8 protein-coding genes are annotated in these 12,065 nt (G+C 62.3%); 7 read left to right on the top strand and 1 reads right to left on the bottom strand.

Annotation, left to right across the window (positions count from 1 at the left end; genetic code table 11):
- Positions 1 to 8 precede the first annotated feature (8 nt).
- The gene (locus tag AC1DD3_RS12325; RefSeq protein ID WP_230117269.1) at positions 9 to 935 is read left to right on the top strand and encodes an AraC family transcriptional regulator; all 927 of its coding nucleotides are present in this window, start codon (positions 9 to 11) and stop codon (positions 933 to 935) included.
- 61 nt (positions 936 to 996) lie between these two features.
- Here the strand turns inward: AC1DD3_RS12325 and AC1DD3_RS12320 are convergent, their stop codons facing one another.
- Positions 997 to 2,007, bottom strand: a complete 1,011-nt coding sequence (locus AC1DD3_RS12320; RefSeq protein WP_230117270.1) for a LacI family DNA-binding transcriptional regulator — start codon at positions 2,005 to 2,007, stop codon at positions 997 to 999.
- Positions 2,008 to 2,160: 153 nt separating this feature from the next.
- Here AC1DD3_RS12320 and AC1DD3_RS12315 point away from each other — a divergent pair, with 153 nt between their 5' ends.
- The 6 genes from AC1DD3_RS12315 to AC1DD3_RS12290 all read left to right on the top strand — a co-directional run bounded on the left by AC1DD3_RS12315 (position 2,161) and on the right by AC1DD3_RS12290 (position 12,026).
- The gene (locus AC1DD3_RS12315) at positions 2,161 to 3,339 is read left to right on the top strand and encodes a Gfo/Idh/MocA family protein (protein ID WP_476881796.1); all 1,179 of its coding nucleotides are present in this window, start codon (positions 2,161 to 2,163) and stop codon (positions 3,337 to 3,339) included.
- Entirely contained in the window at positions 3,336 to 4,343 is a 1,008-nt protein-coding gene (locus tag AC1DD3_RS12310) for a sugar phosphate isomerase/epimerase family protein (RefSeq protein WP_476881795.1), read from the top strand. The genes AC1DD3_RS12315 and AC1DD3_RS12310 overlap by 4 nt, the downstream gene beginning before the upstream one ends.
- 349 nt (positions 4,344 to 4,692) lie before the next feature.
- A complete protein-coding gene (locus AC1DD3_RS12305) occupies positions 4,693 to 4,833 on the top strand; it encodes a hypothetical protein (RefSeq protein ID WP_230117273.1) in 141 nt (46 codons plus the stop codon).
- A gap of 371 nt (positions 4,834 to 5,204) precedes the next feature.
- A complete protein-coding gene (locus AC1DD3_RS12300; protein WP_476881833.1) occupies positions 5,205 to 8,360 on the top strand; it encodes an efflux RND transporter permease subunit in 3,156 nt (1,051 codons plus the stop codon).
- Between the two features lie 92 nt (positions 8,361 to 8,452).
- Positions 8,453 to 8,812 (top strand): hypothetical protein, encoded by a 360-nt coding sequence (locus AC1DD3_RS12295; protein ID WP_476881794.1) that lies wholly within the window; start codon positions 8,453 to 8,455, stop codon positions 8,810 to 8,812.
- A 1-nt stretch (position 8,813) separates the two neighbouring features.
- Positions 8,814 to 12,026 (top strand): efflux RND transporter permease subunit, encoded by a 3,213-nt coding sequence (locus tag AC1DD3_RS12290; protein ID WP_290369709.1) that lies wholly within the window; start codon positions 8,814 to 8,816, stop codon positions 12,024 to 12,026.
- Positions 12,027 to 12,065 lie beyond the last annotated feature (39 nt).

Raw genomic sequence — 12,065 nt, 5'->3', positions numbered from 1 at the left:
GAACGACCATGAGCGCTGCAGATCCGAGCGACGGCGCAGCCGCAAGGCTTGCCGAACGACTGCTGGGCATGCGCGCCAACCGGGAAGTCATTCCGGCCGATCCGAACCATTCGGTCCGGTGGCACGAGCATGACTATCCCAGTCCGCTGGCACGCTGGAACTACCATCCCGAATACGAGATCCACCTGATCCGGAAAGGCACCGGAAAATTCATTGTGGGAGACCACATCGGCACGTTTGAGGCCGGTCAGGTGTCCCTGGTGGGAGCGGGGCTGCCACACGACTGGGTCAGCGACCTTGAGCCCGGAGAAGTCCTCCATGGGCGCGATGCCGTGATCCAGTTTGACGGAAAATGGGTCGAGCAAGCAGCTTCGATTGTTCCGGAAATGGCCGAGATCAAACCCCTGCTGGAACAGTCCGCACGCGGGATCGAATTCCTGGGGAAGTCAGCCCGCAGGGCAGCGACATCCATCGAGGCGATGGGTGCCTCCTCCGGATTGGAGCGGCTTCATCACCTCCTGGAACTCTTTGCAATTCTTGCTCAGGCACCGCAGGAGGAACGACGCTACCTTGCCGACGAATGGTTCCGGCCCCAGCTGGATGGCCAGGCAGCGGCCGTGGTGGACATAGTCCTCGAATACGTTTTCAGCAATCATGCCGGCAGCGTCAAGATGTCCGAAGCGGCGGCGCTGGTGGGAATGTCCGAGCCGACGTTCTCGAAATACTTCAAACGTGCCACCGGCCAGAACTTCAGTGGCCTCGTCCGCAAACTCCGTCTGGCCCATGCACGGAGGCTCCTTGAGCGCAGCGACCAAGCCATCTCCGACATCTGCTACGAAGTGGGCTTCTCGAACCTGTCCAATTTCAACCGGCATTTCCTCAACGATGCCGGTGAAACTCCCCGGCACTACCGCCAACGAGTCCAGAGCGGCTGAGCCGCCGCACGGGAGCCTGCGAGATACCGAGCCCTGACGGTCCCGGTGCGGAACTTATCAGTCACACCGTAACTGCCGCCGTCGAGGCCCTAATGACCAGTTCCGGCTCCACCAGCATTGTTCTTAACGGCGCCGACGGATCCTTCATGCGGTCCAGCAGTGCCTTTGCAGCCCCGGCCCCGACCTCCTCGTTGCGGCCGTCGACCGTGGTGAGCCGCAGCAGGTTGGCCGACGCCAAAGGCGAATTGTCGTAACCGATGAGGGACAGGTCCTCGGGTATACGCCGACCCCTGTCGCGGGCGGCGCCGGCTGCACCGAGCGCCATGGTGTCGTTGGCCGCAAAAATTGCTGTGAGCGATGGGTTCTGATCCAGCAGCTTCAGCGATGCCTGGTAGCCATCGGACTCCATTGTGAGTCCTTGGCCCTCCTTGATATGAGGCCGCAGTCCGTTCTCACGCATGGCGGCTTCGTACCCTTGCGCGCGTAAACGGGCGGCGCCTCCGCCGCCGGTGACGTGCCCGATTTCCCTGTGGCCCAGTCCGACCAGGTGCTCGACGGCGAGCCGGCTCCCCACCAGATCGTCATTGGCCACGACGTCGGCCCCCGGAACGGGAATGTCACGGTTGCCGGCGACAACCGCAGGAACGTCGAGAGCCGCGAACATCTCCTCCGATGGTTCGGTTGCGATCACGATGCCATCCACACGCAGTGACATGAGACCATCCACGGGTGTCCGGTCCAGGTGGGCATTGAAGGAGGGATCGGCGACGGCAACGCGGAACCCCAGCGGCGCAAATTGCTCGTGCAGACCTGACAACAGCCCTACGAACCAGAGGTTCCGGTAATCATCAAGGACAACACCAATGGTGCGCGATCTGTTACCGGCCAGCGTCGCGGCAGCGCGATTCGGACGGTAGTTCAGCCGTTCGATAGCCTCCTCAACCGCAGCCCGCCGCGCAGGGGAGACACCAGGCGCACCGCGCAGCACCAAGGAGACCAGAGACTTTGATACCCCGGCCGCGGAGGCCACGTCGTAAATGTTCGGGCGTCTGGCACCGGTTTCCTGCGTCACCCTGCCATTGTCACCCATGACACAGGACATTCGATAGATTGACAGGACAAAGTTCCGGTCCTATCGTGTTTCTGGAGCGCTCCCTTTTTGATTCCATACTGTCGTAGCGGCTGAGCCGGGCAACGCCCCGGCTAAGTTTCGAAGGAGAAGTTAATGCCCAAAGATCTCGGCATCGCCGTCATAGGTGCAGGCATGGCCGGCAAGGCTCACGCCGCCGCCTTCCGCACCGCCTCCACGCTCTACAACCCCGTCCTTCCGCCCGTCCGGCTGGTCTCCATCGGTGACGTCAATCCCGAGTTTGGGTCAATCGCAGCACAGCGGTTCGGCTACGAACGCAACGACACGTCGTGGCAGGCCATCGCAGAAGCCGATGATATCGACGTCGTCAGCGTCGTCATCGCCAACTCGCTGCACCGCGAAGTCGTCGAGGGCCTCCTCGCCGCCGGAAAGCACGTGCTCTGCGAGAAGCCGCTGAGCGACACCCTGGAAGATGCCCGGGCAATGGCCGAAGCAGCCCGCAACGCTTCGTCCATTGCCCGGATCGGATTCACCTTCCGCCGCACTCCCGGTATCGCGTACATCCGCGACCTGATACGGAACGGAACCCTCGGCAACGTGCTGCACTTCAGCGGCCGCTACTGGACGGACTACGGCTTCAGCCCCGATGCACCGATGAGCTGGCGCTACAAAGGCGGCCCGGGTTCCGGCGCCCTGGCCGACGTCGGCTCCCACCTGGCGTACGTCGCCGAATTCCTCTGCGGCGACATCCGCTCGATCAGCGGCGGACGCTTCAGCACCGCCATCGGCAAGCGTCCCCTCCCCCTCGGCGCCGTCATGGGACACGACCACGCCGCTGTCAGCGACACCTACGAGGCCGTCGAAAACGACGACTATGCAGCCTTCTCCGCCGAGTTCGACCACGGCTCCGGCGGTTTCGAGGTCTCGCGTGTCGCCGCCGGGCACGCAAACAGCCTCATCTTCGAAGTCTTCTGTGAAAACGGAGCCGCCAGGTTCGACCAGCGCCGCCCGGCTGAAATCGAACTCTTCCTCAACTCCGGCCCCTCATCCCAAAACGGCTACCGCCAGGTCATCCTCGGCCCCGAACACCCCTACCTCGCCGGCGGCCTCGCCATGGACGCCCCCAGCGTCGGCTTCGGCCAGAACGATGCCTTCGGCTACCAGGCCAGAGCCTTCCTCGATGAAGTCGCAGGCCTCGACGAGGCTTCGTCCCTTCCGCGCTGCGCCACTTTCGATGAAGGCGTGCACAACATGGAACTGCTCGGCGCAGTCGCAGAGTCGGCCCTCGGCTCCGGAAAGAAGGTAACCCTGTGAAACTCGGCGTCTACAACGCAGTCCTGCACGACCGCCCGCTCCCCGAAGCCCTGAAAGTCATCGCTGACCTGGGACTGACGGGTATCGAAGTCAATTCTGGCGGGTTCCTGCCCCCGGTTCACATCCCCACCTTCGACCAGATCCTCGAAAGCGACGCAGCGCGCGATGACTACCTCGCCATCTTCGAAGGCACAGGCGTGGCGATCGCCGGGCTGAACTGCAACGGCAATCCCCTGCACCCCAACCGCATCATCGGGGACAAGCACGCCGAAGACATCCGCCGCTCCATCCGCCTCGCCCACCGCCTCGGACAGGACCGGGTGGTCACGATGTCCGGTCTCCCGGGTGGCGAGCCCGGGGCAACCGTGCCGAACTGGATCGTGAACGCCTGGAACTCAGCGGCGCTGGATGTCCTCGACTACCAGTGGGGCGTCGCCGCAGAGTTCTGGAAAGAAACTGACCGGCTTGCCCGCGACCTGGACGTCAAGGTCGCCTTGGAGCTGCACCCCCAGAACCTCGTGTTCAACCCGGCTGACGTGTACAGGCTCGTGGACCTCACCGGAGCCACCCACGTGGGCGTTGAGCTCGACGCCTCACACCTTTTCTGGCAGCAAATGGACCCCGTGGCCGTGATCCGCGAACTCGGCCCCCTGGTGTTCCAGGCAGCGGCAAAGGACGTGCGCGTCAACACCGCAACAGCGGCCGTCTACGGCGTCCTCGACAACCGCTTCCGCCGCCTGTCCCCCGCAGAGAACCGCACCAACCTCGGCGGCGACGAGTGGGCCAACGAATGGCCCAAGCCGGCCGCGTGGGACTTCGTTGCCCTCGGCAAGGGACACGACGTCGCCTATTGGACCGAATTCCTCCGCGCCCTCCACGAGGTGGACCCGGACATGCTTGTCAACATCGAACACGAAGACGTCGAGCTCGGCCGCATCGAAGGCCTCGAAGTCGCAGCCAAGGTTCTGAAGGAGGCTGACTCCGCTCTGAGCATCTCGGCGTAGGAACGTTGGGCCGCCGTCACGGCGGCCTAACGCGGAACGCTCCTCGGCAGTGGGGTGACCAGTCCACGGAGGCGGCGTCATCGCGTCGGGATCAGCTTGATCTTTCGATCCCCAAGATCAAGTTCCGCATAGTCATTCGCCCGATCGTTGACTCCAAAAAACTCGAGCAGTGAATACGCCGGCGCCGATAACTGCTGCCGCGCCGCGGGGGTCAGTTCCTTTCTCACTTTTTAGCATCGAAGTTCTGCCCAAACATTGCAGATATCTGCCGCAAACCTTGATCGGGGCAACGGAATATTGGCACAAAGAGGCAGCTAACCAACGGACTGTGAAAGTGAAGGTAGCCAAAGTGGCCACGACAGCAGAGAAATCGAAGTACCGCTACAGTGACTTTTACTGCTTCATGTCGCTTGCGGACTTCACTGCCTATGTCTCCAAGGATGACGGCGAAGGGGACAGCGGCTTTTCGATCAGCGGCAACGAGCCTTAGCCGATCGGCTGGAGCCCTTCGGCACGTCAACTGCCGCAGTAATTGCTGGCATCACGGGGCCTCGGACCAAGGTTCACCGCTTGTGGTATCGGCAAGCTCGCCAAGGGATTGACGCCGGCGTGCTACAGGGCCATTATTCTCCTAGACGACGGCTGGGGGCGCTAGGCATTTAGGCAAAGGAGCCGCGCCGTGGCCAGCTACAGTTTCACAGCACCAGTCTGCGGGGATTTCCCCACATCCGGTTTGAGCGGAATTCTGAATGCTCAAACACGACGATTCATAGGTCCGGTTCAGCCTGATTGCCGACGACACCATAGACGCCGCCGCAAGTCTGTCCAAGGTCCGGCCCCAGAGTCAGCAGCGTGCCGGTCATGATGGCCGCCGTGCTCCGTTGGGTACTGCAGTTCCGGCTATTGGTCCTCGTTCTGGCAGCGGGAATCCTGGGTTTTGGATTCACAAGTTTGCCAGCCATGTCGGTGGATGCATTCCCGGAATTCGCCCCACCGCAGGTTGAGATTCAGACGGAAGCCCTGGGGTTGTCTGCTGCCGAGGTTGAGCAGCTGATCACCTCCCCCATGGAGGCCGACTTGCTGAACGGTGTGGCCTGGGTGGAGGCAATCCGGTCCAAGTCGGTTCCGGGTCTTTCCTCGATCCAAATGGTCTTCCAGCCCGGGACCGACATCTTCAGGGCGCGTCAGCTCGTCGCGGAGCGTTTAACCCAAGCGCGGGCCCTGCCGAACGTCTCGGCGGCTCCTGTCCTGATGCAGCCACTGTCATCCACTAGCCGTGTCATGATGGTTCGTCTCACGTCTAAGCAGATGTCTGCCATCGAGATGTCCGTCCTGGCCCGGTGGACGATGAAGCCCGGGCTCCTGGCCGTACCCGGGGTTGCAAACGTCTCCATCTGGGGCCTGCGCGACCAGCAGTTGCAGGTCCTGGTGGATCCCGAGAAGCTTCAGGCCAAGGGCGTGACACTCGACCAAGTGATCCGGACCACCGGTAACTCCGTGTGGGTGTCCCCTTTAACCTTCCTGGAAGCTTCGACACCGGGCACAGGCGGTTTCCTGGAGACGGGGCACCAGCGCCTCGGAGTCCAGCATGTCCTGCCCATAACGACTCCCTTGGACCTGGGGAAAGTCAGTCTCCAGGGCCCGTCCGGAAAACTGCTTCTTGGGGATGTCGCCCGGGTCGAGACGGATCATCAACCGTTGATCGGTGACGCGGAGCCTGGCCAGGATGCCGAACTTCTGCTGGTGATCGAGAAGTTCCCGGAAACGAACACGATGGACGTCACCCGCGGCGTCGATGAGACACTGCACGCACTCCAGCCCGGTTTGCCCGGCGTTACGATCGACACCACAGTGTACCGGCAGGCTTCATTTATCCAGGAGGAGGTCGGCACCCTCGGCGTCGCGCTATTGATCACGCTAGTGCTGATAGCTGCAATGTTTGGCGCGTTCTTCCGATCCTGGCGCACAGCGCTCATCAGCCTGATCACTATTCCAGTGTCACTGACCGCCGCGGCTCTGCTGCTCTCCCTGCGCGGCGCCGGGTTGAACACCATGGTCCTGGCCGGCATGATCCTCGCCTTGGCGGTCATTGTGGGAGATATCGCTGAAGACCTTAGTGGCACCATCCAGGCCTACCGGATGTCCGGTGGAGCCGATGCCGGAGAAGCGCGTGACGCCTTGGTGGCAGGTTCATTGCAGGCAGTTCGCACGCCTCTGCTCTACTCGTTGTTGATTATGGTACTGAGTGTCATCCCGGCGCTCTTTGTGCCAGGCGAGAACGGTGCGATGTTCGGACCCCTTGTCCTTTCCTATCTGCTCGCTCTGGCGGTCGCCATGGTGTTGGCGCTGACTGTTACCGCTGCACTGGTGTTCGTCCTGCCGATCGGCTCCTCCCCGAGACGGGAAGGGCCGGCGATGAAGCGTCTTCGTATTCGGTACGGCCGTCTTCTGTCGCGAGGGGCGGGCAAAACCGGGTGGGTGTTCGTAGCTGCCGCGGTGATTGCTGTGGCGGGGCTTGCACTAGCCCCGCAGCTGGCCTCGAACCAGCCTGTGGTGCCGGTGCTCGCGGACAAGACACTGGTGGTTCAGTGGAACGCTTTGTCGGGCACATCGGACCAGGAAATGAGCCGGATCACTGAGACGGCCGTGCGTGAACTCAGGGCGCTGCCTGGAGTCTCAAACGTCGGAGCAGAGGTCGGACGGGCTATTACTTCAGACCAGGTGGGGGACGTCGGTTCCGGGGAACTTTGGGTGACGGTGGCTCCGGACGCGTCCTACCGTGACACGGCAGACACGGTCCAGAAGATTGTCGAGGGGTATCCGGGTCTTACGGCCAAAGTCTCGACCTACACCCAGCAGAAAATTGACCAGATCCGGGAAGCCGCTGATTCCGGCTTCGCGGTCCGGGTGTACGGGGTGGACATAACTACCATCCGTCAGAAGGCAGAGGAGGTGCGGCAGATCCTCGCGCGCACCGCTGGTGTAGTGAATCCGCATATCGACGCCCCCAACGAACAGCCAATCGTCGAGGTCAAGGTTGATCTTGCCGCAGCACAGAAGGCGGGCGTGATACCCGGGGAAGTGCGACGTGCGGCTGCCGCTTTGCTTCAGGGCATCGACGTGGGCAACGTCTATGAACAGCAGAAGGTCTTCTCTGTAGTGGTGAAAGGAACGCCGTCGACCCGGAACAGCCTGACGAGCGTCCGCGAGCTGCTGATCGATACCCCCAAGGGCGGACATGTGCGTCTGGGCGACGTAGCCAAGGTCAGTGTTGTGGGAAACGAAGCGGTGATACTCCACGACGGCACGTCCCGGCGCGTAGACGTGAAGGCTGACATTCAGGGGCGCGGGTTGAATGACGTGCAACAGGACATTAACAGGAGCTTGCAGCAGATCCAGTTCCCGCTGTCCTACCATGCCGAGATCCTCACCCAGTACGAACAGCAGCAAAACAATTTCCGTTGGCTGGGGCTGCTGGCGGCAATCGCTGCCTTCGGCATCCTGGTCCTGCTCCAGACAGCTCTGGGAGGGTGGCGGCTCGCAGCTGCTGTCTTCCTGGGACTGATCGTTTCCCTCTCCGGAGGCGTCCTTGCGGCCTTCGCTGCCGGCGGGATCAACTCCTTGATTTCGCTCGTCGCATTCTCGGCAGTCCTCGGAATTGCGGCCCGGAGCTCTCTTCTTCTCGCAGCCAGGGTCCGACAACTTCAGTCCGGGCGCGAGACCGCCACGGGGGCTGAACTGGTCGTCCGGGCAGCGCGGGACCGGCTACGGCCGACCCTCGGGTCTGCCTTGATGACGGGTCTGGCTGTCCTTCCGCTGGTTCTGTTCGGTGGTACGACCGGCGCGGAGATCATGCTGCCGCTAGCCGTCATCATCTGGGGCGGGCTGCTGACAACGACGCTCTTCGTTCTCTTTGTCCTGCCCGCCGTGCTGCTACGCTTCGCGCCTGATCGCGCAGTGAGCCGCCGGATCAACGGCAACCCCCTGTCGAGGCCTGAAAGCCGGAATGCATCATGAGTCCATTAAATGCTCCTCGTGAGCGCAGCCTTTTCGTTCTGATCATCTTGGTCCTCGTGGCATTATGTTTGCCGGGCTGCAGCCAGCCGCCGGTGGAGACTGCGACCGGGGACGCCGCTGCGCGCCTGGAAACTGTGCCGGGAACAGACCTCAGCAAGGTCACTCTGACTGAGCAAGCCGTCAGGAACATCGGGCTGGAGACGAGCACGGTGAGTGCCGACCCGAAGAGCAAGAAGCTCAGTGTCCCCTACGAGGCGATCCTGTATGACAGCCAGGGAAAGACCTGGGTCTACACGAATCCCGAGCCCCTGGTCTACGTTCGCGGCTCCGTGACCGTCGAGCGCATCGACGGGCAGATCGCCCGGCTGGCTGACGGCCCGGCGCCCGGCACTACCGTAGTCACCTTGGGAGCCGAGGAACTGTTCGGCGCAGAGTTGGATACGGCCCACTAGCATGAGGTGGATCATAGGAATCAGCCTCAAATTCAGGACAATAGTCGTTGCCTTGGCCAGCGTCATCATGCTGCTGGGTTCCCTCCAGCTAAGCGGAGCGTCCATAGATGTCTTTCCTGAATTCGCGCCTCCACGTGTCGAAATTCAGACTGCCTGCCTGGGTTTGACCGCGCAAGAAGTTGAAGAACTGGTCAGCGTGCCCATCGAGGCCTCCCTCAGCGGCATGCCCGGCCTGGACGAACTGCGGTCGAAATCCGTGCCCCAGCTGTCCTCGATTCTGCTGGTCTTCAAACAGGGCACCGACCTGCTCAACGCGCGCCAACTGGTAGCCGAGCGCATGGCCGCGGTGACCTCAGCGCTGCCGACATGGGCCGCCCCCCCGGTAATGCTGCAGCCGCTTTCTTCGACGAGCCGCGTCATGAAAATCGGCATGACCTCCTCCAGCCGGTCCTTGATCGAAATGTCCATGCTCTCTTACTGGGACATCCGGGCGCGGATACTCCGGGTCCCGGGCGTAGCCAACGTCGCCATCTGGGGCGAACGACTCCAGATGCTCCAGGTCCAGGTCCAACCGGAGCGGCTCAAGGCCGAAAAAGTCACTCTCAACCAAGTCATGGAAGTCACTGCGGGGGCCGTGGACGCGGGGCTGCTCCAATACTCCCCCGGGAAATTCATCGGGACGGGCGGCTTCGTCGGCACCCCAAATCAGCGGATGAGCGTCCGGCATGTCCAGCCGATCACCAGCCCCGCTGATCTGGCCCGGATCACCATCCGCGAGAAGGACGGCGTCGCGCTGCACCTGAGTGATGTTGCCCGGGTCGTCGAAGATCACCAGCCGCTTATCGGTGACGCCGTCATCAACAACGGCCACGGACTCATGCTCATCGTCGAAAAGCTTCCCTGGGGGAACACCCTGGATGTGACCAAGGGAGTCGAGGAAGCCCTTCACGAGCTCCAACCAGGCATGAGCGGCATCAGCTTTGACACCACCATCTTCCGGCCGGCGAGCTTTATCGAGGAGGCTATTTCCAACCTCAGCCTCGCCCTGCTCCTTGGCTGTCTGTTGGTGGTGATGATTCTCAGCGCGTTCCTCTTCCAATGGCGCACCGCCCTGATCAGCCTTGTCGCCATTCCCCTCTCCTTGCTGACGGCGGCACTCGTCCTCTACTTCACAGCCAGTGCGATCAACACCATGGTCCTCGCCGGGCTGGTCATCGCCGTCGGAGTTGTCGTCGACGACGCGATCATCGACGTCGAAAACATCATGCGCCGGCTACGACAGCACCGCGCCCGCGGCAGCGACGAACCAACGGCTTCCGTGGTCCTGAAAGCCTCGCTTGAAATGCGCAGTCCCATTGTCTACGCAACCTTGATCATTGTTGTGGCTTCCCTACCCATCTTCTTCCTGAACGGACTGACCGGCGTCTTCTTCAGGCCGCTGGCCGTCTCCTACACACTCGCGGTCCTGGCTTCAATGCTGGTCGCGCTGACTGTCACCCCGGCGCTGGCCCTGATTCTGTTGGGCAGGGCCAAACTAGAGGAGCGCGAACCGCCGCTGGTCCGCGTACTCAAGCGCGGATACCACACGGTCCTGTCCCGGATCATGAACCGGCCCCGCTACGGCTATGCGGGTTTCGGTGCCCTGGCGCTCACGGGACTGGCGATCGCTCCCTTGCTGGGCCAGTCCTTGTTCCCCACATTCAAGGAACGGGACTTCCTGATGCACTGGGTCGCCGAGCCCGGCACCTCGGTGGCAGAGGAATACCGGATCGCTCAAAGGGGCTGCGATGCATTGCTTAAAGTACCCGGGGTGCTTAATTGTGGATCACACATTGGACAGGCATTCCAGGCAGACGAAATAGTCGGCGTCAACGCCGGTGAAAACTGGATCAGCATCGACCGCCACGCCGACTATGAAAAGACGGTTGCAGCAGTCCAAGAAGTTGTTGACGGTTACCCTGGCCTTCACCGTGACGTGCAGACATATCTGAAGGAGAGAATCGAAGAGGTCATCACCGGCGCCAGCGAACCCATCCTCGTCCGTGTCTATGGCGATGACCTCAACGTGCTGCGCGAACAAGCCCAAAAGATCAAGGAGCTGATGGACGGAATTCAGGGAACCGACGAACCCCATGTCTCCCTGGAAGTCGAAGTTCCGCAGATTACCGTCAAGGTAAATCTCGAAGCAGCCAAGAAGTACGGCCTGAAACCCGGCGACGTCAGACGCGCGGCCGCGACCCTCGTAGCCGGAGAGGAAGTCGGCGACGTCTTCCGGGATGGCAGGGCCTACGACGTCCAGGTCTGGAGCACCCCCGAAACCCGCGCCAGCGTCACCAGCATTCAGGACCTCCCGATCGATACACCTGCCGGGTCGCACGTCCGACTGGCCGACGTCGCAGCGGTCAGCGTGCAGCCGACCCCGAACCTCATCGACCGCACCAACGGATCCCGCCGGGTCGAGGTCGGATCATTCATCGACAGCGGAGCAGACCTGGGACAGGTCGTCACCCAGTTGCAGGACCGCCTGCAGGGCCTTGACCTGCCGGCCGGCTACAGCATCCAGCTGCTCGGTGAATACACTGAACGACAGGCGGCCACCGAACGACTGACGATTTTCGCCATCGCCGCGATCCTGCTGATCCTCCTGTTTCTGCAGACCTCCTTCCGGAGCTGGCGGCTGGCCGTACTCGCCCTTCTGACCCTTCCAATAGCGCTCGTCGGCGGAGTGTTCGCCGCATACTTCACGGGCGGTGTCCTCTCACTCGGATCGCTCGTTGGCTTCCTTACCGTGATGGGCATCGCAGCGCGAAACGGCATCCTGCTCATCAGCCACTGCCAGCATCTGGAACGGAACGAGGGCGAAGCATTCAGCCGGGCGCTCGTGCTGCGCGGCGCAGGAGAAAGACTCTCACCGATCCTCATGACCACCCTCGCCACCGGGTTGGCACTGGTGCCCCTGGTCGTCATGGGCAACATCCCCGGCCACGAAATCGAACATCCCATGGCCGTCGTCATCCTTGGCGGCCTCCTTACCTCCACCCTCCTCAACCTGTTCATCGTTCCATCCCTTTATCTCCGCTTCGCCAAGGCACGGCCAAGCCACGGTGGCACCCGGCGGGACGGAACGAAGGTGTCGGCGCTGCCCTTCCTGAGGTCCCGACGCGTAGCTACTGTCGGTGTGGAGAATCCGGATCAACCCGGCACGTCCGGTTAGTGCATCCCGGCGTACGGAGTGGTCAACTCAGACCACTCC

Source organism: Arthrobacter sp. 05T444 (assembly GCF_056395905.1).
Note: the sequence above shows the minus strand (reverse complement) of the source record. Positions and strands in the feature narration are given on the sequence as shown.

What these genes read in the sequence shown, in the direction of transcription:
- AC1DD3_RS12315 (WP_476881796.1), top strand. Translation starts at nt 2,161, where the DNA reads ATGCCCAAAGATCTCGGCATCGCCGTCATAGGTGCAGGCATGGCCGGC.
- AC1DD3_RS12290 (WP_290369709.1), top strand. Translation starts at nt 8,814, where the DNA reads ATGAGGTGGATCATAGGAATCAGCCTCAAATTCAGGACAATAGTCGTT.
- AC1DD3_RS12325 (WP_230117269.1), top strand. Translation starts at nt 9, where the DNA reads ATGAGCGCTGCAGATCCGAGCGACGGCGCAGCCGCAAGGCTTGCCGAA.
- AC1DD3_RS12300 (WP_476881833.1), top strand. Translation starts at nt 5,205, where the DNA reads ATGATGGCCGCCGTGCTCCGTTGGGTACTGCAGTTCCGGCTATTGGTC.